29 protein-coding genes are annotated in these 23759 nt (G+C 38.2%); 9 read left to right on the top strand and 20 right to left on the bottom strand.

Translation table 11 applies throughout. The features are described 5' to 3' along the window. Positions 1–26 precede the first annotated feature (26 nt). The 3 genes from I6E85_RS13495 to folB are packed head-to-tail and all read right to left on the bottom strand — an operon-like array spanning position 27 to position 1672. Positions 27–827, bottom strand: coding sequence for an undecaprenyl-diphosphate phosphatase (locus I6E85_RS13495; RefSeq protein WP_007584742.1), 801 nt, complete (start codon positions 825–827; stop codon positions 27–29). Then, complete coding sequence (folK, locus tag I6E85_RS13490) at positions 824–1312, bottom strand: 2-amino-4-hydroxy-6-hydroxymethyldihydropteridine diphosphokinase (RefSeq protein WP_101217705.1); 489 nt, start codon at positions 1310–1312, stop codon at positions 824–826. Before folK ends, I6E85_RS13495 begins: the two co-directional genes overlap by 4 nt. Next, positions 1313–1672 carry a dihydroneopterin aldolase gene (gene folB, locus I6E85_RS13485; protein WP_007584738.1) on the bottom strand — a complete coding sequence of 120 codons (360 nt, stop codon included), beginning with the start codon at positions 1670–1672 and terminating at the stop codon, positions 1313–1315. Between the two features lie 230 nt (positions 1673–1902). Between folB and plsY the strand changes: the two genes are divergently transcribed. Further along, positions 1903–2514, top strand: a complete 612-nt coding sequence (gene plsY / locus I6E85_RS13480; protein WP_007584736.1) for a glycerol-3-phosphate 1-O-acyltransferase PlsY — start codon at positions 1903–1905, stop codon at positions 2512–2514. Between the two features lie 11 nt (positions 2515–2525). Here the strand turns inward: plsY and tsaD are convergent, their stop codons facing one another. The 3 genes from tsaD to I6E85_RS13465 are packed head-to-tail and all read right to left on the bottom strand — an operon-like array spanning position 2526 to position 4514. Next, on the bottom strand, positions 2526–3539 hold the full coding sequence (gene tsaD / locus I6E85_RS13475; RefSeq protein ID WP_007584734.1) for a tRNA (adenosine(37)-N6)-threonylcarbamoyltransferase complex transferase subunit TsaD: 1014 nt from the start codon (positions 3537–3539) through the stop codon (positions 2526–2528). Between the two features lie 38 nt (positions 3540–3577). Beyond that, positions 3578–4168: a YjaG family protein gene (locus I6E85_RS13470; protein WP_007584732.1), complete on the bottom strand. Its 591-nt coding sequence runs from the start codon at positions 4166–4168 to the stop codon at positions 3578–3580. Beyond that, a complete protein-coding gene (locus I6E85_RS13465; RefSeq protein WP_007584731.1) occupies positions 4161–4514 on the bottom strand; it encodes a DUF2007 domain-containing protein in 354 nt (117 codons plus the stop codon). Before I6E85_RS13465 ends, I6E85_RS13470 begins: the two co-directional genes overlap by 8 nt. 75 nt (positions 4515–4589) lie before the next feature. Between I6E85_RS13465 and I6E85_RS13460 the strand changes: the two genes are divergently transcribed. From I6E85_RS13460 to I6E85_RS13450, 3 genes are all read left to right on the top strand, one after another. Beyond that, positions 4590–5012 (top strand): DUF2721 domain-containing protein, encoded by a 423-nt coding sequence (locus I6E85_RS13460; protein WP_007584730.1) that lies wholly within the window; start codon positions 4590–4592, stop codon positions 5010–5012. A 377-nt stretch (positions 5013–5389) separates the two neighbouring features. After that, on the top strand, positions 5390–6274 hold the full coding sequence (locus I6E85_RS13455; protein WP_007584725.1) for a LysR substrate-binding domain-containing protein: 885 nt from the start codon (positions 5390–5392) through the stop codon (positions 6272–6274). A 92-nt stretch (positions 6275–6366) separates the two neighbouring features. Beyond that, the gene (locus I6E85_RS13450; RefSeq protein WP_007584723.1) at positions 6367–6987 is read left to right on the top strand and encodes a 2OG-Fe(II) oxygenase; all 621 of its coding nucleotides are present in this window, start codon (positions 6367–6369) and stop codon (positions 6985–6987) included. Between the two features lie 37 nt (positions 6988–7024). Here the strand turns inward: I6E85_RS13450 and ubiA are convergent, their stop codons facing one another. Together ubiA and I6E85_RS13440 are read right to left on the bottom strand one after the other, a co-directional pair. Then, a complete protein-coding gene (ubiA, locus tag I6E85_RS13445; protein ID WP_007584721.1) occupies positions 7025–7903 on the bottom strand; it encodes a 4-hydroxybenzoate octaprenyltransferase in 879 nt (292 codons plus the stop codon). Then, on the bottom strand, positions 7900–8439 hold the full coding sequence (locus I6E85_RS13440; RefSeq protein WP_101164177.1) for a chorismate lyase: 540 nt from the start codon (positions 8437–8439) through the stop codon (positions 7900–7902). Before I6E85_RS13440 ends, ubiA begins: the two co-directional genes overlap by 4 nt. Before the next feature lie 154 nt (positions 8440–8593). Between I6E85_RS13440 and I6E85_RS13435 the strand changes: the two genes are divergently transcribed. Further along, positions 8594–8992, top strand: a complete 399-nt coding sequence (locus I6E85_RS13435; RefSeq protein WP_007584719.1) for a flagellar basal body-associated protein FliL — start codon at positions 8594–8596, stop codon at positions 8990–8992. 3 nt (positions 8993–8995) lie between these two features. Here the strand turns inward: I6E85_RS13435 and glpG are convergent, their stop codons facing one another. From glpG to I6E85_RS13405, 6 genes are all read right to left on the bottom strand, one after another. Next, positions 8996–9814 carry a rhomboid family intramembrane serine protease GlpG gene (gene glpG / locus I6E85_RS13430; protein ID WP_024591461.1) on the bottom strand — a complete coding sequence of 273 codons (819 nt, stop codon included), beginning with the start codon at positions 9812–9814 and terminating at the stop codon, positions 8996–8998. Beyond that, positions 9811–10128 (bottom strand): thiosulfate sulfurtransferase GlpE, encoded by a 318-nt coding sequence (gene glpE / locus I6E85_RS13425; protein WP_007584717.1) that lies wholly within the window; start codon positions 10126–10128, stop codon positions 9811–9813. Before glpE ends, glpG begins: the two co-directional genes overlap by 4 nt. A gap of 68 nt (positions 10129–10196) precedes the next feature. Further along, positions 10197–11222: an L-threonine 3-dehydrogenase gene (gene tdh, locus I6E85_RS13420; RefSeq protein ID WP_007584716.1), complete on the bottom strand. Its 1026-nt coding sequence runs from the start codon at positions 11220–11222 to the stop codon at positions 10197–10199. Positions 11223–11272: 50 nt separating this feature from the next. Continuing rightward, a complete protein-coding gene (locus I6E85_RS13415; protein WP_010554396.1) occupies positions 11273–12466 on the bottom strand; it encodes a glycine C-acetyltransferase in 1194 nt (397 codons plus the stop codon). A 169-nt stretch (positions 12467–12635) separates the two neighbouring features. Continuing rightward, positions 12636–13199: a D-glycero-beta-D-manno-heptose 1,7-bisphosphate 7-phosphatase gene (gene gmhB / locus I6E85_RS13410; protein WP_007584714.1), complete on the bottom strand. Its 564-nt coding sequence runs from the start codon at positions 13197–13199 to the stop codon at positions 12636–12638. After that, positions 13199–14257, bottom strand: a complete 1059-nt coding sequence (locus I6E85_RS13405) for a glycosyltransferase family 9 protein (RefSeq protein ID WP_007584713.1) — start codon at positions 14255–14257, stop codon at positions 13199–13201. The genes gmhB and I6E85_RS13405 overlap by 1 nt, the downstream gene beginning before the upstream one ends. Before the next feature lie 122 nt (positions 14258–14379). On the opposite strand from I6E85_RS13405, the gene I6E85_RS13400 reads away from it, so the two are divergent. Further along, positions 14380–15102 carry a 3-deoxy-D-manno-octulosonic acid kinase gene (locus I6E85_RS13400; protein ID WP_197237010.1) on the top strand — a complete coding sequence of 241 codons (723 nt, stop codon included), beginning with the start codon at positions 14380–14382 and terminating at the stop codon, positions 15100–15102. A gap of 21 nt (positions 15103–15123) precedes the next feature. Here the strand turns inward: I6E85_RS13400 and I6E85_RS13395 are convergent, their stop codons facing one another. Both I6E85_RS13395 and I6E85_RS13390 read right to left on the bottom strand, forming a co-directional pair. Next, positions 15124–16209, bottom strand: a complete 1086-nt coding sequence (locus I6E85_RS13395; protein WP_197237009.1) for a glycosyltransferase — start codon at positions 16207–16209, stop codon at positions 15124–15126. Beyond that, positions 16209–17279 (bottom strand): hypothetical protein, encoded by a 1071-nt coding sequence (locus tag I6E85_RS13390; protein ID WP_101217698.1) that lies wholly within the window; start codon positions 17277–17279, stop codon positions 16209–16211. The genes I6E85_RS13395 and I6E85_RS13390 overlap by 1 nt, the downstream gene beginning before the upstream one ends. Before the next feature lie 211 nt (positions 17280–17490). Between I6E85_RS13390 and I6E85_RS13385 the strand changes: the two genes are divergently transcribed. Further along, the gene (locus I6E85_RS13385) at positions 17491–18996 is read left to right on the top strand and encodes a capsule assembly Wzi family protein (protein WP_197237026.1); all 1506 of its coding nucleotides are present in this window, start codon (positions 17491–17493) and stop codon (positions 18994–18996) included. A gap of 98 nt (positions 18997–19094) precedes the next feature. Here I6E85_RS13385 and hldE read toward each other — a convergent pair whose 3' ends face one another. Continuing rightward, a complete protein-coding gene (gene hldE / locus I6E85_RS13380; RefSeq protein ID WP_197237008.1) occupies positions 19095–20534 on the bottom strand; it encodes a bifunctional D-glycero-beta-D-manno-heptose-7-phosphate kinase/D-glycero-beta-D-manno-heptose 1-phosphate adenylyltransferase HldE in 1440 nt (479 codons plus the stop codon). Beyond that, complete coding sequence (locus I6E85_RS13375) at positions 20534–21124, bottom strand: SIS domain-containing protein (protein ID WP_002961065.1); 591 nt, start codon at positions 21122–21124, stop codon at positions 20534–20536. Before I6E85_RS13375 ends, hldE begins: the two co-directional genes overlap by 1 nt. Positions 21125–21306: 182 nt before the next feature. On the opposite strand from I6E85_RS13375, the gene waaA reads away from it, so the two are divergent. Then, positions 21307–22590 (top strand): lipid IV(A) 3-deoxy-D-manno-octulosonic acid transferase, encoded by a 1284-nt coding sequence (gene waaA, locus I6E85_RS13370; RefSeq protein ID WP_197237007.1) that lies wholly within the window; start codon positions 21307–21309, stop codon positions 22588–22590. Next, positions 22587–23135: a DUF1415 domain-containing protein gene (locus tag I6E85_RS13365; RefSeq protein ID WP_002961067.1), complete on the top strand. Its 549-nt coding sequence runs from the start codon at positions 22587–22589 to the stop codon at positions 23133–23135. The genes waaA and I6E85_RS13365 overlap by 4 nt, the downstream gene beginning before the upstream one ends. Positions 23136–23218: 83 nt before the next feature. Here I6E85_RS13365 and I6E85_RS13360 read toward each other — a convergent pair whose 3' ends face one another. Then, on the bottom strand, positions 23219–23548 hold the full coding sequence (locus I6E85_RS13360; RefSeq protein ID WP_007584701.1) for a YdbL family protein: 330 nt from the start codon (positions 23546–23548) through the stop codon (positions 23219–23221). A gap of 11 nt (positions 23549–23559) precedes the next feature. After that, entirely contained in the window at positions 23560–23757 is a 198-nt protein-coding gene (locus I6E85_RS13355) for a YnbE family lipoprotein (RefSeq protein ID WP_138584429.1), read from the bottom strand. Positions 23758–23759 lie beyond the last annotated feature (2 nt).

Below are 23759 nucleotides of genomic sequence, written 5' to 3'. Positions count from 1 at the left end.
TTTTTGGTTTTACTAATTAAGTTTGTTTATAGCGTTAAAAATACAATCAAACCGACACCGAGTAATAAACGATATATTACAAATGGCAACATACCCATTCGCTCTATTACTTTTAAAAACATAAATATACATGCATAAGCCGATAAAAACGATAGCACCACACCAAGTAATAATGTATTCCAATCAACTACATGGTCACCCAGTGCAAGCTCTGCAATATAATAAAGCCCCATCATAGAAATAATCGGAATCGCTAGTAAAAACGAAAAACGCGCTGCGCTTTGCTTATTCATACCCAACATTAAACCAGCGGTCATCGTGATACCTGATCGAGAAGTACCCGGGATCATTGCAACAGCTTGTGCGAAACCAATGATAAGTGCCGTTTTCCAATTGAGCTGATAAATAGTTTTAATTTGTTTCCCTTTTGCATCCGCGTACCAAAGCAATAAACCAAATACAATCGTGGTAGTAGCAATTACCCAAGCGCTTCGCAAATATAACTCAATAAAGTCTTTTAAAAGTAAACCTAAAATAGCGGCAGGCACTGTACCTAGTATAATCCACCAGCCTAATTTACTGTCATCGGTAGTGCCTTGCTTACCAAAAGATTTAAACCATGCGCTTAGTATATCTACTACTTCTTTACGAAAATAAATAACAACGGCTATTAAAGTACCAACATGTACTGCTACGTCAAACGCAAGCCCTTGATCTTCCCAGCCTAAAATTTGCGATGGGAGAATTAAATGCGCAGAACTCGATATTGGTAAAAACTCAGTAAATCCCTGTATGAGGGCTAAAATAATTATTTCGATAATACTCATAGGTTAGAAAACTCCACCTTCCATAGCTTTTGTTGAGGGTTATTATATTCATTCCATAACTGCGCAATCGTTTGCTTAGCTACAGGATGATAAAAATCTGGGGCAACCTCACTCAGAGGTTGTAATACAAATGCATTTTTAGTTATTTCATCACGTGGTAATTGCGCTGGGGAATCGCAAGTTACATCATCATAAAACAGTAAATCTAAATCGAGCGTTCGTGGACTAAATTTTTTATCGTTCGCTGTACGCCCATTATCACGCTCTATTTTTTTTAATAAAGCGCATACATCAGCAAGCGACATATCAGTTGTAGCACCAACTACTGAATTATAAAAATTATTGCCAGCAAACCCAACTGCTTCACTTTCAAAAACAGACGAGTGCACAATGTGCTCAAAGTGCTGCTTAAGTGCAATTAATGCACATTGTATATAATGCGCTTTATTTATATTTGACCCTAGGCTGATATAAATTTGAGCCATTTAGTCAGTTGCCTTAACACGTGTAATTTCAACACCCACAGTTTGTGCTTGTGCTACTGCTGCAGGTTTACTTACTCTTATAGTAACTTGTGGCGTATTAAACTCGCTTAAAATAATCTCAGCCAACTGCTCAACCAAAGTCTCTAGCAACTCAACAGGTTTTGCAGTGCAGTGCTTAATAACGCGTTCGCTTACTTTTGAATAATCCAGTGCTAAATTAATATCGTCATTTTCGGCTGCAGGCTTAATATCACTAAGCATTTCAATATCAAAATAAAGGCTCTGTTTACTTTCTTTTTCAAAGTCGTACACTCCAATAATAGTGTCGACGTGCAATTGAGATATAAAAACCTTATCCATTGATACTCCAAATAACAACAAACGACTAAGCAACTATACAAAGCATCAATAAAATTAATACTGTATATGGTTTAGCCAGTGTTTAAATATGTGAAAATAACTTCTACAATAGCAAAATAACCAAACTAGCTATTAAATAGCCTGTTAATAATTTTCACGATAAATTTTGCTGCCAATAATAGCTTAAAAGTACTATCAATTGGTATAGCAATTAAAAAATAAGGAAGCGTGTGTTAGCCACTTTAATGTTTGTTTTAGCTTATTTACTTGGGTCGATTTCGTCGGCTATTTTAGTGTCGCGGTTGTTCAAACTCCCTGACCCTCGTAATAGCGGTTCTAACAACCCAGGGGCTACAAATGTTTATAGATTAGGCGGAGCATTTCCGGCTTGCTTGGTTTTAGTGTTTGATATTTTAAAAGGCACTATTCCAGTATGGGGAGCTTATTTTTTAGAAGTTGAACCTTTAGAGCTTGGTTTAGTCGCTGTAGCAGCTTGCTTAGGCCATATGTACCCACTATTTTTTAGCTTCAAAGGCGGTAAAGCCGTAGCAACGGCATTTGGCTCATTATTACCTATTGGCTTATCATTGGCGGGTTTACTTGTTTGTACATGGCTGGTTATAGTGGCAATAACACGCTATTCATCACTTGCGGCGCTTGTAGCTGTATCTTTAGCGCCCTTATATACATGGCTAATAAAACCACTTTATACTCTTCCAGTTACTTTTATCACGCTGTTAATTATATTTCGTCACCGTACTAATATTATTCGATTATTTAGTGGGGAAGAACCAAAAGTAGGCGCTAAAAAAGCACCCACTGATGAAAACAAAAATATCTAAAATATGAGTCATTAAATCGGCTCAAGGCTATCTATAGGCCAACGAGGTTTTGTTTTCATATCAAGCGTGGCAAATTGCCCTGCTTTTAAACGTTGCATTCCTGCATAAGCAATCATTGCACCGTTGTCGGTACAAAATTCAGTACGCGGATAAAAAACTTCGCCTTTCATACCTTTCATTACGCGTTCAAGCTGCAGTCGAAGCTGGGTATTTGCACTTACGCCACCGGCGATTACTAAACGCTTAATACCTGTTTGTTTAAGCGCTCGCTTGCACTTAATAACCAGCGTATCAATAACCGCTGTTTGAAATGCATGCGCTATATCAGCTTTAGTTTGATCGTCATCGTCATTTTCACGAATAGTGATTGATGCTGCAGTTTTTAAACCACTAAAACTAAAATCAAGACCTGGTTTGTCGGTCATCGGGCGAGGAAAAATAAAGCGCTTCGCAACGCCTTGTTCGGCCATTTTGGCTAAGCGCGGACCTCCAGGGTAGTCAAGACCAAGTAACTTAGCCGTTTTATCAAAGGCTTCGCCTGCGGCATCATCAACTGACTCACCTAGTACTTCGTATTGTCCAATACCCGCTACTTTAACCATCATGGTATGACCGCCCGATACAAGCAATGCAATAAACGGAAACTCAGGAATATTTTCTTCAAGCATCGGAGCAAGTAAATGCCCTTCCATATGATGAACAGCAACAGCTGGAATATCCCAACCGTATGCTAATGAACGACCAATAGAAGTACCTACCAACAATGCTCCAACTAAACCTGGGCCTGCAGTATAAGCAATACCGTCTAAATCTTCTGGGCCGCAACCCGCTTGTGCAAAAGCTGCGTCTATAAGTGGTAGCGTTTTACGAACATGATCGCGCGATGCAAGTTCCGGTACTACACCGCCATAATCAGCGTGTACTTTTACCTGGCTGTATAATTGATGAGCTAACAAGCCTTTTTCGTCATCGTATATTGCAATACCTGTTTCATCACATGACGATTCAATGCCTAAAATTCGCACTGTACTTCTCCTGCCTTTAAAATTTCACTTCGCTGTTTTTATAACGTAAGGCCAATATTTGTTTGGCCATCTTCTAGGGCAAACTTTTTAAGTGCCTTCACGCTATCAGAGGTAATACGCCCCATATTTTCTACAAAATCAATTAGCTCACCTAATACTTCAATTTCGTATTGCATTAATGGATGCTCTCTAACTGCTGTGTTATCTGCAACCTCACCTTCAACCGTCATTTGATATTCAATAAAGCGAGCCACTGTTGCTTGAGATATTTTACTGACACTAATGAACTCTTGCTCATCTTGCGCCATTAAACCATGCATTAAGCTAAGTAAAGACGTTGCAGCATCAATAGCAGGGTAAGTACCAAACATATCAAAATCAGCAAGTTCAGGAACATTCGGTTCTATTTTTTCAACTTGTTTTTCGAGATCTATTTTACTTTTAGGCAGTAATATTTTTTCCCAACAAACATTAAGCGAATTACGAAGTAAGGTTTCATCACCAAACCCCGTTGCTTCGCTAAATAAACCGTAATTTGGCAGCATTCGCTCTATTAAAGCACTTGCTAAAACAGCTTTTTGTAAATAGTTAAGCTCTCTAATACGCTGAAAATTATTTGCTTTAGTCATTCTTTAACGTCTCACACGACCAACAAAAATCAAATGTTGATCCATTATGCTCATTACAGTTAGGGCATACCCAATCTGGAGCGGATTGTTTTACTTGTTGATAGTTTAACAATATTTGGCGCGCATGGCGCTCTTTTATCGCATAAACCTGCACACTAACTTGTGCTTGATCAAATGGAATTTCTCCCAATGCGCCTTGGAGCATCTCACCTTTTATTTTGCATTCAATGCCACTGGTTTGTATTAAACCTTTAATAATATTAGCTTCAAGGGTATTTTCGGCTTTATAAATTGTAACCCATTGAAAAGAGCTATCAGTTGAATTTTTATTATTAATATTTTGCAATATTCACCTCATTTATTTTGTGTTAACAATATCCTACGCTAAATTATTAGCATGCTGCACTTTTAAGGAATAAACATGACACTTACAACCCCGGGCTTACTTTTTCCGGCCATATCGCTGCTATTATTAGCCTATACAAACCGATTTTTAGTTTTAGCGCAATTAATTAGGGAGTTAAATGCGCGCGAAGGTGAATCTATCCGACCTGTTGTAGTCGCTCAAATCACTAACTTACGTAAACGAATAAACTTAATAAGAACAATGCAGGTATACGGCGTAGCCTCTTTTTTACTGTGTACATTTTCGATGTTTGCTTTATTTATTGAATTTAATACCACAGGGATTATTTTATTTGGCATTAGCTTAGCTTGCTTAAGTTTATCGTTATTAACGTCTTTATTCGAAATACATATTTCCTGTGATGCGATTGAAATAGAACTACAAAGCATTGAAAATAAACCATTAAGCAGCCGAATAAATAGAAATTTTGTAAAATAAACTCTTATAGATAAAACACCCTATTATTTGTCATAATCATGTTATATGTGCGCCCTATTTTGGGGCGTACTTTTTTATTAATTAGAACAATTAAATTCCAATCTCCTAACTAACCCACTGAGTTAAAATAACTTTGCCTAGATAGTAAATTGCAAAAATATAGACAAAACACAATAAACAACTAGTTATCAATTAAAAAAGTAATACTATTTGGTCGCTTTCCTCTTTAATTAATACTAAAAGGGGGGTATCCTGCTGGAAACACGTATGAACTTGCAACCGTATTTCAATATATAATTTTACTAAACTTTAGAATAAAAATTAATATATTTGATATCCGTGGTATCTGCGACTTACTTATAAAAAGGGACTATAAAGTGAGATTTGAACAATTAGAGCAATTTGTAGCACTTGGTGTATTACGTCACTTTAGACAAGCAGCTGAACAAACCCAAATTAGTACTTCAGCGCTAACGCGCAGCATTCAAACACTTGAAAATGAAATGGGATATGAGTTAGTAAAACGCTCAACTCGTTCTGTTAAATTAACGCCTGAAGGCGAACTTTTCCTTGAATATGCTAAAACGACTCTATCGGAACTTGAGCTAACGAAAAAACGGATTTTTCAATCAGTAAACGGTAATGCTAATGAAAAACTTGTTATTGGCTATACCAATAAGGCAAGCAGCATAGTACCTATTTCTTGTGGACAGTTTTTAGCTCAATATCCTCATATAAAAATTGAAATGCAGTTACAAGATCAACAAGAGCTAACACGCAGACTCCAACAAGGTGAAATAGACATAAGTGTATACTCTCAAGCTATTAATAGTATTGGCAGTGACATTCACTTACCTGATCAGCTTGTATTATTTGTTTCAAAAAATCACCCTCTTGCACATAAAAACGATATAAGTAAGCAAAATCTTGATAGCTACCCTATGTTTGGCTGCTTCTCTCAATCTAAACAAGTGCAAACTATGCTTAATGAAGCAATTGATTCTTTAAATAAATCATCAAGTATTAAAGTGGGTAGCATTGAGCAAGTAATGGCTGGTGTAGTTAAATCAGATCACTTTGCTATTGCAAGCATTGAGCATGCAAACACAATCGCAGAGAACTCTGAACTCGTGCAACTAAAAACAAATAAAGATTTAAATCACGAACAACTCGTTGTACAAACAAGCCAACAAACGTCTATTACCGAACATGTAGAACACTTGTTGTCGCTTATAAAAAAGGCGGGAGCTGCATTTAACTAACCCTTCTTTTTGAAAAAGTGCGGCACAATAAACAGTAGCTTTAAATCGCTTTTCGGCTACACTGTCGCACCTTTTTTAAACAGCTGATGTGAATGAACACACTTTTTGGTCCTGATGTCTATTTAGATGATATAGAACGCCAAGGATACACCGTAATTCATAACGCGCTTATTGCCGATTTAGTTAACGATTTAGTTGCAGATTGTCACCGTATAAACCCCCACTTTAGCCTTGCCGGTATTGGTCGATTAAATAACTTACAAATAGATAAAACTATTCGCACTGACAAAACCTATTGGTTTGACGGCAGCTCTCAAGCACAGCTTACGTATCAAGCAATAATGCAAAGTATAAAAACCACGTTAAATCGTAGCTTTTTTATGGGGCTATTTGACTACGAATGCCATTATGCAAAATATACACAGGGTGATTTTTACAAAAAACACTTAGATGCATTTAAAGGTCGATCTAATCGTGTATTTACAACGGTGCTTTATTTAAATACGCCAGAGCAAGGTGGCGAACTTGTTATATATAAACCTAAAAGTAAAGAAGTAGAAATAACCATTAAACCAACTGCTGGCACATTGGTTATGTTTGAAAGCGAACGTTTTGCTCATGAAGTGCTTCCTGCAGTTGACGAACGCTATTCTATTGCTGGATGGTTTAGAAAAAATGCCTCTATTAGCGGCATTATTGATCCACCCCGATAGCTCTAAATAGAGAATTTTAACAGCCTTTATTAAGGCTTTAAAATGCTATTGGGTATGAAAGTAATAACCCTATAAAGATAGCCAAGCCCACATAATGATTATTTAAAAATGCTTTAAAGCAGGCATCTCTTTCACGTTTATGAATAAGCGTTTGTTGATATGCCAATAAACCAGCTGCTACACTCAAACCAACGCCAAACGCGACACTTAAATGATTACTTATACCAATAAACGCAACCAGCGCTATAAATACAGCATTAAGTAAAAAGATTATGTGGCGGTCGAATTTACCAAATAAAATAGCGGTTGATTTTACCCCTATTTTTAAATCGTCATCTCTATCAACCATCGCATACATAGTGTCATAAGCGACTGTCCAGCAAATGTTGGCTATAAATAATAACCATGCCTGCTGCGGTAATGCATTTATTGAAGCCATATAGGCCATTGGAATAGACCAACCAAATGCAGCCCCTAAAACAACTTGTGGTAATTGTGTATAGCGTTTCATAAAAGGGTAGCAAAAGGCTAAAGCCAAAGCACCAAAAGAAAGCAAAATAGTATTAACGCTAAGCATTAATACTAAAATAAACGCAATAACTATGAGTAGTAAAAATAGGCTAAGTGCCTCACCACTACTAACCCGCCCTGAAGCTAGCGGCCGCTGAGCTGTGCGTTTTACAGAGCCGTCTATTTTCCTATCTGCAAAATCATTAATTACACACCCTGCACTTCGCATAACAACAACGCCCAGCGTAAATATAATAAAGTTAAGTAAGCTCGGCATCCCACTATTAGCAAGCCATAAAGCCCAGTATGTTGGCCAAAGTAATAACAAGGTACCAATGGGCTTATCTATACGCATTAGCTGTATATAGTAAGAAATATGTTTTGGCTTTAAAGCGGCTAATTTCATGAGTATAAATATGCTCCTGGTAAAAACACTTCACACACTAAAAATTTATATTCTTTGAGTGAAAATACACTTCGACGCCCTAGTAAGTTTTTTTCGGGTAGGTTTAATTTTGCAACTAATAGCTGAACGGGGTGCTTGGCATCAAAATAAGCAATTTCTATATCCGTTCGTTTTAGTGCTGGGTCTTGAAAAATCACATCACCAAGAGGTCGTTCACCCATATTGTGCAAAGGATTGATCGAATCATTTTTAGGAAGCCAGCTCTGTGCGTATACCACAGGTTTGTTATCGCACAATAAGAGTACTTCTCTATTAATAGCTGTTTTAGCGCTACAGTTTAGTAATAACTTTTGCTCTAGACTTAAAGTAAATAACTGCTCGCTTAATACTCTTACACTAAAAATTTGTGATTTACTTTTTAATTTAGCAGTTAAAGAATTAGGTTCAAAAAGCCATTCTTGCTCTAGAGGAGATAAGTCACTTACATATGAAGTGGACTGCCAATTAGCAGATATAGACAGAGGATAAGTAATCACAATAGCTCAACAAAATAAAAAACAACGAGATGATACCATTGCCAAAGCTTTTGAAAAAGTGATGTTTTATAACCATAAATAATAGCTTGGCGCTGTTTATTACCCACTATTAAGTATAAACTATTTGTAACAAGTTTTAAGAAACGCTTTAAATATGAAAAAAATAGTATACGCAGGTCTTTTTACGTTCTTTGTCAGTGTCATAAGCTTTACAGCTCGTGCTGAATCTACAGTTGGTTATTTTGGTTTTGAGCCCGATATAATCACCAACTACATTGGCGCATCAAGTAAAAAAATGGGCTATGTACGTGTAACTATTGATTTAATGCTTAATGACACTTCAGATATTGCAGTAGTAGAGCACCACACGCCATTACTACGTGATGCCCTAGTAGAGATTTTATCTAAAGAGCCAGAAGAAAAAATAAAATCCCTTACTGGCCGTGAAGAAATACGCGCAAAGTGCGCCGAAAAACTAAAAAGCCTCTTAAAAGAAGAAACAGGACAAGAGATCATCCGTGAAGTCTTGTTCACTAAATATTTATATCATTAGTATTTAACGTTTTGCGTTAAATACTTTGGCGGTGTAGGCAAAAGCCATACCGCTAACTAATCCACCTAAGTGCGCCCAATTAGCCATACCTACAAACAATACATCTGCAAACCCAAGCACTAACCAAATCAACATAAAACCAACAATAGCCGTACTAACCAGTGCAGGTTTGTTCGGATTTAAAAAGCTATGAATCCAACAAAAACCAAGTAACCCATATACTACGCCACTCAAACCGCCAAAGTTGGGACCAACCATTAGGTATTGCGCCCAATTACTAATAAGCGCAGTCACTAAAAACAAACCTATTAAGCTGAGTTTTCCGCATTGCTTTTCGATATTGTCGCCAAGCGACATCCACCAAATTAAATTAAACACAATATGGATCGCGCTAAAATGCACAAGCGCGGGAGTTAGCCAGCTTAGTGGTTGTGATGGATTAAATTGCAGAACTGTATAAATTTCATCAAATCCACCCAATAAAAAAGCGACATAAATAACAATACTCAATATGCTAACAGTTTGGTTAAGCCAGCTAAGCGCTTTAAACCGCGCCATAAGATTAAGTGATTGCCCTTGATATTTAAGCGGCGATTGTGTGCTGCCTACATCCCAAGATGCTTGCTGGTATTTTTCATGATTAGGGTTTTGTGTAAACTCAACCCATAAAGGCTGAACTTGATGAAAGTCCTCCTCAGTCACGCTAATAATGACATTACTGCCATCTGCTGAGTGTATCTTTGCATCTAGGCCTTGGCTTTTTAAATAATCTATAAAGCCTTGTGCGGCGCGTGGGTTATTTAAACTGCCAAGCTCTATCATCGTTCTACTTTCTCGCTATAAGACGCTTCCCAAGCAGTAAAACCGCCATCCATGCTGTATACGTCTTCAAAACCTTGCTCAACTAAATAACTAGCTGCGCCCTGAGAGCTCATACCGTGGTAACACACAATAATAATTGGCTGATCGAATTCTTTTTCCATCATAAATTGTGCAATATTACCGTTAGAAAGTGCTTCTGAGCCTGGAATACGACCAGCTTGATACGAATTAGGATCTCGAATATCTGCAATTACAACGTCTTCTTTATCTAGAAGTTCTAACGTTTGCGCTATAGAAATGTGTTTAAATGCCATTGAAGTCTCTTTAATTAATAGTATAAAAAAGGCGGCTAAAGCCGCCCTTCTTGTAATTTAGTTAGGAACTAATCCCAGTTTAAAATTACTTTACCTGACTGACCTGAAATCATCATATCAAAGCCAGCTTGGAAGTCATCCACAGAATACTGATGTGTAATAATTGGGTTCAAATCAAGACCAGATTGAATCAAGCTTGCCATTTTGTACCACGTTTCGAACATTTCGCGACCGTAAATACCTTTAATCACTAAACCTTTAAAAATAACTTGGTTCCAATCAACCGCCATATCAGATGGTGGAATACCTAGCATGGCAATTTTACCGCCGTGGTTCATGTTATTAAGCATTGAATTAAAAGCGCTTGGCACACCTGACATCTCAAGACCAATATCAAAGCCCTCTGTCATACCTAAGTCTTTTATTACATCTTCAAGCTTTTCGCTTGCCACGTTTACAGCACGTGATGCACCCATTTTGCGGGCTAAATCTAGGCGGTATTCATTCACGTCGGTAATAACGACGTGGCGAGCACCAACGTGTTTTGCAACCGCTGCTGCCATAATACCAATTGGGCCTGCACCAGTAATAAGTACATCTTCGCCAACTAAGTCAAACGATAATGCGGTATGAACTGCATTGCCAAACGGGTCAAAAATAGAAGCCAGTTCGTCAGAAATGTTATCTGGAATTTTAAATGCATTAAATGCAGGAATAACTAAATACTCTGCAAATGCACCTTCACGGTTTACACCTACACCCGTTGTATTACGGCATAAATGTACACGCCCAGCACGACAATTTCGACAATGCCCACACGTAATATGACCTTCACCCGATACGCGGTCACCTACTTTAAAGCCACGAACTTCCTGGCCCATATCAACGACTTCACCAACATATTCGTGACCAACAACCATTGGAGTAGGAATAGTTTTGCTTGCCCATTCATCCCATTTGTAAATATGTACGTCGGTACCACAAATAGCTGTTTTACGAATTTTAATCAGTAAGTCGTTATGACCGACTTCTGGCTTTGGCGCATCTGTCATCCAAATGCCCGGTTCTGCTTTTAATTTAGATAATGCTTTCATAATTCACACTCAACTAAAAAACCGAAGCAAGGCTTCGGTTTAAAATAAAATTAAATAACGCCCATTTCTTTACCAATACGGGTAAATGCATCAATAGCAATATCGAGTTGCTCAATGCTATGCGCCGCTGAAATTTGTGTACGAATACGCGCTTGCCCTTTTGGTACTACTGGGAATGAAAAACCGGTGACGTAAATACCTTCAACAAGTAACTTATCAGCCATTAACGAGGCTACTTTGGCATCTCCCAGCATTACTGGAATAATTGCATGATCTTTACCTGCACACGTAAAACCAACAGCTTCCATTTGCTCACGGAAATATTTAGCATTTGACCAAAGTTTAGCGCGAAGCTCGCCGCCATTTTCTAGCATTTCAAGTACTTTAATTGATGCAGTAACAATTGAAGGTGCTAATGAGTTTGAGAATAAGTATGGGCGTGAGCGCTGACGTAACCATTCAACAATTTCTTTTTTACCTGATGTATAACCACCTGATGCACCGCCTAGCGCTTTACCTAATGTACCGGTAATAATATCTACACGGTCTAATACATTACAGTACTCTGGTGTACCTTTACCGTTTTCGCCAACAAAGCCAACAGCATGAGAGTCATCAACCATTACAAGTGCATCGTATTTATCAGCTAGGTCGCACACAGCTTCTAAATTACAAATAACGCCGTCCATAGAAAACACGCCATCGGTAGCAATTAGTTTAGTTTTAGCGCCTGCTTCATCTGCTGCAATAAGTTGCTTTTCAAGATCAGCCATGTCGTTATTTGCATAACGAAAACGCTTGGCTTTACACAAACGTACACCATCAATAATTGATGCATGGTTTAATGAATCAGAAATAATAGCGTCTTCTGCGCCTAAAATAGTTTCAAACAAACCGGTGTTTGCATCAAAACATGAAGAATATAGAATGGTGTCTTCTGTTTCCAAAAACTCACTGATTTTTTTCTCTAGTGTTTTATGAATATCTTGCGTACCACAAATAAAACGAACAGACGCAACACCAAAACCATGATTATTTAAACCGTTTTGCGCAGCTTCAATTAGCTCTGGGCTATTAGCTAAACCTAAGTAGTTATTAGCACAAAAGTTGATTACTTTACCTGACGCAACTTCGATTTGAGCTTGCTGCTGAGATTTAATAATACGTTCGCTTTTATACAAACCTTCGGTTTTTACGTCTTCAATTTGCTGTTGTAGCTGGCTAAAAAAAGCAGATGCTCTCATCTGTGTTCTCCATTTATTTGAACGGGTAAACAACCACATTTAAGCGACTGTTTATTATGGGGGGTATTGTAAAAGTTTAATGGGGAAAATGCACGATTTGCAGTTCGTCGCAAACGCCTTAAACTGGAAGGAATTCCTGCCAGTTTACAGGCTAATCTGTTTAGTCTATTTATGTCTTTAAAAGTGCAGGTAAACTGTTTATAGAATCGATAATTAAATCAGCCTCTTGCTTGGCACTTTCATCAAAGCTTTGACCTGAACGCACTAAAACGCGGGTAGTGATCCCTGCTTTTTTCGCAGCCTGCATATCACTGAGTTTATCGCCCACCATTATACTGCAAGCAGGGTCGATGTTATGCTCTTGTATGCCTTGCAATAACATCCCTGGCGCAGGCTTTCTGCAACTGCACTCTTTCAAATATTCAGGGTGCGCTTTTTTAGGGTGATGAGGGCAAAAGTACACATCGGCAACTTCAATACTGTGATCGCTAAATTGAGCTTTCATCCATTGCGTTAGTGCTAAAAAATCAGTTTCGGTGTAATAACCTCGGCCAATTCCAGATTGATTAGTGACGATTATGATTTTATAGCCCGCATCATAAAATGCTTTACAAGTACTAAAAACACCTTCAATAAATTCAAATTTATCGCTTTGATACACATAACCATGGTCAACATTTACTACGCCATCTCGGTCTAAAAAAAGTGCTTTATTTTTTTTTTGTGCATTCATTACAAAGACTCTTTTTGTACAACATGATCAAACATCGCTTTTACGTTATCAACTGTAATTTGGCTCATTAAATCATCGCCTTTTACGCGCGTACCCCACGGCACTTGCTCAGCTGTTTTACCAGTTTGCTTAAGCAAATTTTGATGATAAACCTCTACCACGTAGTCTTGGTATAAGTAAGGACCTGTGCGTGCTGGGTTTGAATGTGCGTATAAACCAATAACCGGCGTACCAACCGTTACCGCCATATGTGCAGGACCCGTATCGGGCGCAAGCACTAAGCTGCCACGCTTTAACACGCACAACAACTCTTTGAGTTTCGTTTTACCCACTAAATTTAAAATAGGTGTTTTACTATACTCAACAATACTATTTGCTAGGTTAATTTCAAGTTCTGTTGGCCCCCCCGTCAATACCACCTTAAAGCCTTGCTCATTTGCATAATCAGCCAATGCTGCATAACAATCAGCGAGCCAATTGCGCTGTGCTTTACTTGCTGCTGGCGATATTACTAACAGTTTATTAGTTAGGTACTCTGGTGTTAGTAGTTCATCAGCAACCGCTTGGTCTTGCTCTGTATATGGCATGTCCCAACTCGGTTTATAATCAGCTACACCAATGGCTTTTGCAAAACCTTTAAAGCCTTCAAGCACATGCGCCTGAGCTTCTGGGGCTATTCGTTTATTAATAAACAAGCTGTGCAATTCTTTTGAACGCGCCCAATCAAACCCTATTTTTACTTTTGCAGGAATACAACGCGCTACAAACCCAGCCCTTAATGCAACTTGCATATTAAGTAGTACATCAAACTGTTGATCTTTAAAGCGTTGCTTTAAGCTTTTAAGTGCTGCTTTACCTTGTTTTTTATCAAATACCACCAGCTCAACACCCGGTAAGTCGGCAAGTAACATCGCTTCTATTTTACCAATAACCCAGGTGATTTTTGCATTTGGGTGTGCTTTTTGAATGGCTTGTACAGCACTCACACCATGACATACGTCACCAATGGCTGAGAGTCTTAATATACAAATAGATGAATAGTTAGGAGCTTGAGTCACACATTCCCTTAGGTATTAAATACAAAAGCCGATCTTAAATTATAATCACGCTATTGCAAGCACTTATCCTCAGCTTTAAAACGCGCTAATATAGGCACATTATTTAGCAATTACGCAGAGCTATGTTTAAACAACACGTGCAAGGCAATCACACTGTATTAAGCCACCCTAAATACACGAGCCAAATTACCCTCGATTGGTTTGATGCAAATTATTGGCAACAACAAAATAAAATTGTGGGCGCTAAAAAAGGTCGAGCAACTGCGTGGTTTTTTAAGCAAGACGAATTAACAGCCGTACTTAGGCATTATTGGCGCGGTGGCTTAGTAGGTAAATTGCTAAGCGATCAATATTTATACCCAGGACTTGAACAAACCCGTGTGTATAAAGAGTTTAGCTTAATGAGTAAACTTATAGAGCTTGGTTTAAACGTACCAACCCCTATTGCAGCTAAAGTAACCCGCAGCGGATTAATTTATCGTGGTGATATTATTACCGAGGCTGTTAAAGGCGCTAAAAGTGTACTCGACATATTAATTGAACGCCCATTGACCGAAGATGAGTTAGAGGGCATAGCTAAAACAATCGCGCTATTTCATTCAAAAGGTGTGTATCACGCCGATTTAAACATTAATAACATTTTGTTTGATGATACTGGTGATGTGTATATTATCGACTTTGATAGAGGTGAAATAAAAACACCTAATGTGCAGTGGCAACAAAGTAATATGGCACGTCTTGAGCGCTCATTTTTAAAAGAACAAGGTCGAAACGAGTCATTTAATTGGCAAGCGACTGACTGGCAAACTCTGCATAGCAACTACCTCAAAGCACTCGCTAACTAAGTTAACCTAATATAAGTTAACTTAGTTAGCCAATGCTAAATACTGCAGAGCAACCTGCTCTGCCTGTACTTGTTTTAGAATATCTGCGTTTTCTACATTTGGCTTATCTGCTAGCACCTGCTTAACGGCATTGGCTAATGCCTCACTTTGCTGAACGGGTACTAAATATTTACTTAGCTCGCCTGTTAATATCTCGCTTGGTCCAAATGTACAATTAGTACTAACTACCGGAGTACCCACCGCTAAAGCCTCAATTAATACCGTTGGAAGTCCTTCAAAATCAGAACCCAACACTAAAGCTTTGGCATGCTTAATCCAGTTGTACGGGTTTTGTTGAAATCCTGGCACTACTAACTGTTTTTCTATGCCGTATTCCTGTGCAAGCTTTAGCGCTTTAGCCGGTTTATTACATAAAAGTACTAACTTGTATTTTTTATCAAGCTTTGCAAATGCTGCAAATAATATATCGTGGCGTTTTTGTTTGGCGAGTCTTCCTACATGAATTAAGTAGGGCTCATTTGGGATATTGTTATTTTGCTCATTTGCTTGCTGTCTTATTTTTTCAAAATCGAACGGGTTGTAAATAGTCGCAATTGCACTTGGGTTAATTAAATCCCCTTGTATTATTTCTTTTTCAACACCCTTTGATACGCAAATAAGTGATTTACCATTTAAATTTTGCTTACTTTTTTTAAGATATAAGTATGAAAATGGACCTAACTTTTTTTGACGTGCAAGTTCTGCATTAACTGAGTTGTGAATAACAAAATGAACATTTTTGATATTACTACGCGCGAGCAAGTTATTACTTCTATCAAGATTAGAAAGCACTAAATCAATATTGCCCAGCTCGCTTTGTTTTTTTTCAAACCAAGTTTGTAGTGTTAAAATGCTATTTTTACGCTGCCAAAATCGATCTACTTTTGATGCCCTATGTGCGAATAAACTCTCCACGTTAAGTACTTCAGGGATATTATATTCAATGGAGTTAGCAAGAGACAAAATAGTGATTCTGTGCTGTAACTTGGCCATTTCCTCAGCAAGAGTAAGCATTACTTTTTCAGCACCACCACCCACTAGGGAATCAATTACAATCACTATATTCATTAGCGATCCCCTATAAGCATATTTTTTATGCCATTAGTGATCACATCGAAGCTATGTGTATTATCAAGTTGACTATATTTAGCAACGAATTCATTATAGAAAGGCTCGCTAATAACCTGAGCTATTTTCGTAGTTATTTCATCAATATCAAGATTTGCTTTTATGACAACACCTGCATTAACACAATGATCCAAACGTGTATTTTGATCTTTTGAGATAGCACATGCCACAACGGGGGTTTGAACTGCAATTGCTTGCAGTAAAGTATCTCCACCGCTAAGTAATGCGATTTTAGCTTGGCTCATTAATGCCAAAAAATCAGTACTTTGCAGACTTGCTAAACAAGTAACCTCATCACTCTCAGGAATGGCTTTCTTATAATTGGGACCAAACACAACAACTGCTTTTAAACCAGTGTGCTTAGTAATTTTAAGCGCGGCTTTAAAGTAAACATCAGCGCAATTAAGGTTATTTAATACATGTCCGCCTGAGCCAGCATTTACAATAAAATAGCCTTCCGATACTAAGTTATAGCGATTTAAAACATCACGTTTTTGCGCGCAAGAGGCAAATGTAACAAAAGGACCTACATTTCGAGGATGTGCCAAGGGAAACATGTCTAACTTCGTACTTTCAGCCCATGTAAGTGGCTCAATACAATAATCAGGCTGTACAACCCAATGTGTATCAATTAAATTAATTCTGTTAAGTTTTAAGCCTTTAGCACGTTTTTTTGCATGCTGAGAAATGAATATAACTTTAGCGCCTACCTTTTTAGCCGCCTTCATATGCCCTGCACGTCCTGCACAATCAAAAACAACGACATCAGGTTTAAATTGCTCTATAAAGTCGCAAACAAAATCAAGCTCTTTAGTCGCTGAGTGTTCGAGTAGTGTGGCTTCAAAAGGACAATCTCTTGCGTAGCTTGTATGCTTATTTAATATAAAGTGAATATCGAGAGAATCTGCAAGTTCTGCCTTTAAACTTTGAGCCAACAACAACGAGCGCATATATTCACCAATGCCTTCTGGTGATGATACTGGAATAAATAAAAGTCGTTTGTTGCTCATTGCATTCTCAATGTCCTATTTGAGCTCCAGTATATCAATCAGATACTTATTACGATAGACAGGTTGCATTTTAATATATTAAATTAACTCTATAAATTTGATTATTTACTGCAATAGCAGACTTAGATTGATAAACTTAGCCGCAATCTTAATCACAAGGATCTGAACTTTGCGAAACAGAATTTTTCTACTTTCTACTCTTTTTTGCGCTATGAGCGCATCAGTTAATGCTGAGCCATGGGTAAAACCCGATGATTATGGTCTAAGAGCTGATATTCAACAATTAGCTGATGCCGGTGTTATTTTAGCTCCTGTAACTACCTATCCGCTTATGTGGAAAAGTTTTATAAGCGATGTGGAAAGTATGCCGCTGGAGCAATTATCTCCAAGCTTACAAGATGCTTTACTTCGCGTTAAACATCGATATAAATCAGAAAATAATAGCTCACATAGTCTTCAATTATCAGCTTTTGCAGCCACAGATCCAATCATAGCAACAAGCTTTGGTGCAACAAATACTCAAGAAACAGAGCTTTCTGCAGCTTACGCTTATTTAGGCGATAACTTTGCAGCTAAAGTAGCTGTAAATTATAGAAAAGACGGTAAAAAATGTTTAGTTGATGGAAAAACGACTGACGATATAGTTACCAACGAGCAAGCTTTAACCGATTGTAACGATACCTCACTTGATAATAGTTACTTAGCTTACCGTTTAGGTAACTGGATTTTTAGAGCCGGTGCTGTTGAACAATTTTGGGGACCTGGTGTTGATAACAGCTTAATTATGTCAGGTAATGCGAAACCTTTACCTGCACTAAGTGTTACCAGAGAAAAAAGTACTGCTTTTGAGACACCATGGCTGAGCTGGATTGGTCAATGGAGCTTTACTGCACAAATGGCTAAACTTGAGTCTACGCGTGTTATACCTAATGCTTTACTGTGGAGTACACGTGTTAATTTTCGCCCTATTCAACAGCTAGAAATTGCACTTAGCTGGTCTGCACAATGGGCAGGTGACGGACAACCGGGCTCTGCGGGTGATTTTATTGATGTCATAACAGGGCAAACTGCATGTATCGATGGCAATGAGAGTTGTGATAGCCAGTTAGAGTCGAAAATAGGTAATCAATTGGCTGGTATTGATATTCGTTGGTCAGATACCTTATTTGATCAACCATATGCGGTTTATGCCAGTACTATAGGTGAAGATGCTAGCTCACAGTTTAAACCCGCTGATAGAGCATACTTATTTGGTGTGCAAACAACACAGCGCATTTATGCTCAAAACATATTAGTAAATGTTGAATATATAGATACTGGTGTTTCATGCCAAGCTGAATCAATAGTTGAAAATTGTTACTATGAGCATGATACTTATAAGTCTGGCTATCGCTACCATGGACGCACTATTGGTTCGACGTATGATAATGATGCGCAATCAGTTGTCCTAACACTACTTGGTCAGCTTTCTAATGGTGATGATTGGCAGTTGAAATTACGCAGTGTTGATTACAATAGTGACAATAGCGATTGGTACCCTAGCAATCCAGATTTAGGTAACAGCATAACTAAAACAGCCTACAACAGTAAACAATTAGAACTTCGTTACAGAATGCTTTCTATGGGAGGACGCGTCACTTTAGGTGCTTTTGCGTCTAACAACGACGGTGCTGAAAACGATACTTCTGCGTTTGCTAAGTACGAATATAACTTTTAATACGTTACTTTTAATAAAGTAACGTATTAAAAGTAAGAAAGGGATGAAAACAGTGTTTTCATCCCTTTTTTGTATTTTTTAGCAAACTAAATCAGTAATTACTGTTTAATTTTACTAATTACTTTTGATGTTGAGCATCCATCTAAAAATTCAAGCACTTCAACTTTTCCGCCATGGCGAAGTACATGCTCAGCACCCGCTATTTGCTCTACGGTGTAGTCGCCACCCTTAACTAAAATATCAGGGCTTATCTGCTCGATTAATTTAGCGGGAGTATCGTTTTCATCTAAGCTGCCAAACGGAATAACCCAATCAACTGATGAAAGTGCGCTAAGTACCATTGCACGCTCATCTAGTGGGTTAATAGGACGTTCTGCCCCTTTCAAGCGCGTAATAGATTCATCGTTATTTAATCCAACAACGAGTCTATCGCCTCGTGCTTTAGCTTGTGCTAAATAACGCACATGCCCAGCATGTAAAATATCAAAGCAGCCATTAGTAAATACAATTGTTTCGCCGTTTTGTTTTGCAAATTCAATATGCTGAAGTACATCATCAAATGGTGTTTGGTAATGCTCACCATTAGTATGTAAATACTGACCAAGCTTACGACTTAACTCTTCTGGCGAAACTGTAGCTGCACCAAATTTACTAACCGCTATACCTGCCGCTAAGTTAGCAATTTCGACAGCATCTTTAGGTTCCATGCCCGCACCAAGCATAACGGCTAATGTAGCTATAACCGTATCACCAGCCCCAGTCACATCACTTACTTCAAGTTCTTGTGCTGCAAAATCAAACTTTTCATCTGCATTAATTAACGACATACCTTGCTCAGAACGCGTAAGCAACATGGCTTTAATGCCATTTTTGCTAATTAAATCACGTGCACTTGCAGCTAAAGCTTCTTCTGAATCGGTTTGACCACCCGCTAACTTAAACTCATGTAAATTAGGCGTAATGTAATCAGCACCTTCATATAAATGTAAATCTGGCGATTTAGGGTCGATTAAAACCGTTTTTCCGGCGCCCTTAGCAAGGCTTACCATCTCTTTAATTAAGCTTAAAGATCCTTTGCTGTAATCAGAAAACACAATAAAGTCGTATTCATCAAGTACCAACTCTAAGCGGTTTAATAAAAGTTGGCTATGTTGCTCGGTAAATGTTTCTTCTAAATCAAGACGAACTAGTTGTTGGTGACGACTAATAACGCGCATTTTAGAAATAGTCGGTAAATCACATACACTGACTAATTGTGAGCTTATTTTTTCACCTTTTAGAATAGTCTCTAAAATCTGCCCGCTTTCGTCTTCACCAATTAAGCCCAGTAAGCCGACTTTTGCATCTAACCGCGCTATATTTTTTGCAACGTTAGCTGCACCGCCCGCTTTGTCTTCAAATTTACTTACTTTAACAACAGGTACTGGCGCTTCTGGCGAAATACGTCCTGTGTCGCCATACCAATAACGGTCTAGCATTACGTCGCCAACAACTAATATACGTGCTGCCGATAAATTTTTTAATAACGATAAATCCATTACTGCTGCTCCGCAACAACCATATCCATGGCTTCACATAACCAGTGACCTATAAACATGTGAGCTTCTTGAATACGTGCTGTTTCATCATTTTTTATAATGATAGGTAACTTAGCAATATCTTTTACTTTACCGCCATCACGCCCAGTTAATGCCACTGTAAAAGCACCTAGTTTATTTGCGGCTTCTAACGCTAAATTAATATTATTACTAGTACCTGATGTGGTTAAACCAATCACTAAGTCTTCTGGTTTACATAGCGCTTGAACTTGACGTTCAAACACCGTATCAAAGTGATAATCGTTGCTGTGTGCTGTTAAAATTGATGTGTCGGTGGTCAATGCCATAGAGGCAAGCGGACCACGCTCTAATTTATAACGCACTACAAATTCTGCTGCTAAATGCTGTGCATCGGCTGCACTACCGCCGTTACCAAACCAAACAATCTTGCCACCAGCTTGTAATGCACTATGGCATGCTTCTAACAATTGCATAGATTCTTGATGATAAGCCTCCATCGTTTCAAATAATGCCTGATGACGGTTTAATGTTTCAACGTAGCTAGTTGCCACTGAATCGATAATTGACATGAAAAAATTCCTCTTGGAACTGAAATGGCAGGAAAAATTAAATTCATTATTCCATAATTTTATTTAATTGTGTGTATTTTATCGGGTTATAACTGAACCCAGACCATATTTTATAACGAGTCTGTTTAGAAAACGGCTATTTCACGGTAAACTAACGCCACTTCCCTTTAAGAAAGATCAGTATGGCACGCATTTTTTACTCATTCGCATTAATTATTATTAGCCCACTGATTGTATTTTATCTCTATATTTTACGAGGTAAAAAAAACCAAGGCTATCGTGCACACTTTAAAGAGCGCTTTGGATTTGTCAGTAAGTCTTTATTTACGGTTAAAACTAAACCTTTAGTTTTTCATTGTGCTTCTGTTGGTGAGGTACTTGCCGCAACGCCACTTATTAAAGCTTTGCAAAAAGTGCATCCAAATTTAAATATACTTATAACCTGTAATACTCCAACAGGCAGAGAGCAAATACTTAGCCAGTTTAAAAATACTGTAGCGTGTAGCTATTTACCAATCGATTTCCCGTTTGCAACGGCTCGATTTTTAAAGCGTATAAAGCCACAAGCATTATGTATTTTAGAAACCGAGCTATGGCCAAATTTAATGGCGATAAGCCACAAAAAAAACATACCAGTACTTGTCATCAATGCAAGACTCTCTGAAAAGTCACAGCAGGGCTATCAAAAGGTCGCTAAATTAACGCATATTATTATGCGCTCAATTACGGTACTTGCGAGTCACAATAAAACAGATGCTAAACGCTTTATTGAACTTGGTCTCGAAGCTTCAAAAAGCCATGTAACAGGCTCAATAAAATTTGATATAACACCAAGTGAAGAGCAACTAGCTAAAGTACTCAACCTTAAACAGCTTTATAGTAGTAATGAACGCTTTGTGTGGGTGGCAGGCTCAACACATCCTGTTGAGCATGAGCTGGTACTTTTAGCCCATCAAGAGTTACTAAAAAAGCAACCGAACGCATTACTTATAATTGCCCCGCGCCATCCAGAGCAATTTGACAAAGTGGCAGAATTTTTAACGCAAAGCCCACTTAGCTTTAGCCGTCGTAGCCAAAATAACTATAATAATGAGCAAATACTCCTTGCTGATACGCTTGGTGAATTACAGTGTTTATATGGCGCTGCAAATGTGAGCTTTATTGGTGGCAGCTTAATTCGCAGAGGTGGGCATAACCCACTGGAATCAGCAGCGTTTTCGGTAGGTGTAATAACAGGTCCACACACATACAATTTTGACCATGTTTATCCCGAGCTAACAAAGCTCAAAGGTGCTGTAGTGGTTGATAGTAACGACGAACTCGCAAAGCAGCTTATAACGTTTAGCCAAAACACAAAAGCGTGCCAAACCTTAGGTATTAAAGCTGCGCAATGCGTAACTAAAAACCAAGGTGCTATACAAAAAACACTTAACATTATTAATCAATATTTAGAGCCAAAACCGTGACCAACATAGCTATAAGCCAAACCCGTGAATGGGTGTCATCTGTTATTGTTAAATATAACTTTTGCCCATTTGCACGTAAAGAAGTAGAAAATAACTGTATTCATTACATAGTAAGCTCTGCAACGAGCATGGATGATGCTGTAATGGATATGCTTGAGCAATGTGTTGAGCTTGACCGTGAACCAGAGCGAGAAACAACCCTTATCATGTTTGACAATGGCTTTAGTGACTTTGAAGACTTTTTAGACTTGGTCGATTTAGCTAATGCACTTTTAGTCGCGCAAGGCTTTGAAGGTAAGTATCAAATCGCTAATTTTCATCCTGACTACGTATTTGCCGACAGTGATGAAACCGATGCTGCAAACTACACAAATAGAGCGCCCTTTCCTACTTTGCATTTAATCCGCGAAGCAAGCATGAGCGAAGCACTTGATAGTTATAACGAGCCTGAATCTATTCCAGAGCATAATATAAACCTAGCAAGGCGTAAGGGTATTGATTTTTGGCAGCAGTTACTTGAAGGCTGTAAAAAACCGAGCGCTTAAATGCTCGGTTTTATTTTGGTTTGTAAAAACTTTGTACAAAACTTTGTGCAAAACTTTTTACAAAACAAGGCAATAACTAACGCTTATTTTTTAACCCAGTTACCATTTACTTCAACGTAATGACCACTTTGGGTTTTTTCAATTGTTTTAGCGGCAGCAAGTGCTTCTACTTGTGAAAGTGACAAGTTATTCTTTTTAGCCAGCTTTAAGTACTGCGCTTTACGCTTTGCATTTATGTCATCAACAACTGCTTTTGCTTCTGCGTTTTGTACAACGAGCCCTAAATAACCAGAGCTATCTTCACCTACAAAACCTTGGTTTTTAGCATCATCAAGGCTAATAGCCCACGCAGAGAACGACATACATACTGCACTAACTAAGGTAATAATATTTAATTTTTTCTTCGTATTCATGTTTTAGCTCCTTAAAATAACTCACTGTCGTCACTAAACAAACTGTCGAGTTCTTTATCTACTTTTACGCGAATTTCGTGATCGACCTTCACATTTAAATTTATAGTAATGGGCTCTTTAGCAGACACCTCAACACGGTGCGTGCAAGCACTTAGTGCACTAATAGCACTCAGCGCGAGCAGTACTTTTATCAATAACGACTGTCTCATTA

This window comes from Pseudoalteromonas sp. NZS71 (assembly GCF_015864715.1).
GTDB lineage: Bacteria > Pseudomonadota > Gammaproteobacteria > Enterobacterales > Alteromonadaceae > Pseudoalteromonas > Pseudoalteromonas arctica.
This window is presented reverse-complemented; position numbering and strand designations above follow the sequence as displayed.

What these genes read in the sequence shown, in the direction of transcription:
- I6E85_RS13495 (WP_007584742.1), bottom strand. Translation starts at nt 827, where the DNA reads ATGAGTATTATCGAAATAATTATTTTAGCCCTCATACAGGGATTTACT.
- folK (WP_101217705.1), bottom strand. Translation starts at nt 1,312, where the DNA reads ATGGCTCAAATTTATATCAGCCTAGGGTCAAATATAAATAAAGCGCAT.
- folB (WP_007584738.1), bottom strand. Translation starts at nt 1,672, where the DNA reads ATGGATAAGGTTTTTATATCTCAATTGCACGTCGACACTATTATTGGA.
- I6E85_RS13470 (WP_007584732.1), bottom strand. Translation starts at nt 4,168, where the DNA reads ATGACTAAAGCAAATAATTTTCAGCGTATTAGAGAGCTTAACTATTTA.
- I6E85_RS13460 (WP_007584730.1), top strand. Translation starts at nt 4,590, where the DNA reads ATGACACTTACAACCCCGGGCTTACTTTTTCCGGCCATATCGCTGCTA.
- I6E85_RS13450 (WP_007584723.1), top strand. Translation starts at nt 6,367, where the DNA reads ATGAACACACTTTTTGGTCCTGATGTCTATTTAGATGATATAGAACGC.
- ubiA (WP_007584721.1), bottom strand. Translation starts at nt 7,903, where the DNA reads ATGAAATTAGCCGCTTTAAAGCCAAAACATATTTCTTACTATATACAG.
- I6E85_RS13435 (WP_007584719.1), top strand. Translation starts at nt 8,594, where the DNA reads ATGAAAAAAATAGTATACGCAGGTCTTTTTACGTTCTTTGTCAGTGTC.
- glpG (WP_024591461.1), bottom strand. Translation starts at nt 9,814, where the DNA reads ATGATAGAGCTTGGCAGTTTAAATAACCCACGCGCCGCACAAGGCTTT.
- glpE (WP_007584717.1), bottom strand. Translation starts at nt 10,128, where the DNA reads ATGGCATTTAAACACATTTCTATAGCGCAAACGTTAGAACTTCTAGAT.
- tdh (WP_007584716.1), bottom strand. Translation starts at nt 11,222, where the DNA reads ATGAAAGCATTATCTAAATTAAAAGCAGAACCGGGCATTTGGATGACA.
- I6E85_RS13415 (WP_010554396.1), bottom strand. Translation starts at nt 12,466, where the DNA reads ATGAGAGCATCTGCTTTTTTTAGCCAGCTACAACAGCAAATTGAAGAC.
- gmhB (WP_007584714.1), bottom strand. Translation starts at nt 13,199, where the DNA reads ATGAATGCACAAAAAAAAAATAAAGCACTTTTTTTAGACCGAGATGGC.
- I6E85_RS13400 (WP_197237010.1), top strand. Translation starts at nt 14,380, where the DNA reads ATGTTTAAACAACACGTGCAAGGCAATCACACTGTATTAAGCCACCCT.
- I6E85_RS13395 (WP_197237009.1), bottom strand. Translation starts at nt 16,209, where the DNA reads ATGAATATAGTGATTGTAATTGATTCCCTAGTGGGTGGTGGTGCTGAA.
- I6E85_RS13390 (WP_101217698.1), bottom strand. Translation starts at nt 17,279, where the DNA reads ATGAGCAACAAACGACTTTTATTTATTCCAGTATCATCACCAGAAGGC.
- I6E85_RS13385 (WP_197237026.1), top strand. Translation starts at nt 17,491, where the DNA reads ATGAGCGCATCAGTTAATGCTGAGCCATGGGTAAAACCCGATGATTAT.
- hldE (WP_197237008.1), bottom strand. Translation starts at nt 20,534, where the DNA reads ATGGATTTATCGTTATTAAAAAATTTATCGGCAGCACGTATATTAGTT.
- I6E85_RS13375 (WP_002961065.1), bottom strand. Translation starts at nt 21,124, where the DNA reads ATGTCAATTATCGATTCAGTGGCAACTAGCTACGTTGAAACATTAAAC.
- waaA (WP_197237007.1), top strand. Translation starts at nt 21,307, where the DNA reads ATGGCACGCATTTTTTACTCATTCGCATTAATTATTATTAGCCCACTG.
- I6E85_RS13360 (WP_007584701.1), bottom strand. Translation starts at nt 23,548, where the DNA reads ATGAATACGAAGAAAAAATTAAATATTATTACCTTAGTTAGTGCAGTA.
- I6E85_RS13355 (WP_138584429.1), bottom strand. Translation starts at nt 23,757, where the DNA reads ATGAGACAGTCGTTATTGATAAAAGTACTGCTCGCGCTGAGTGCTATT.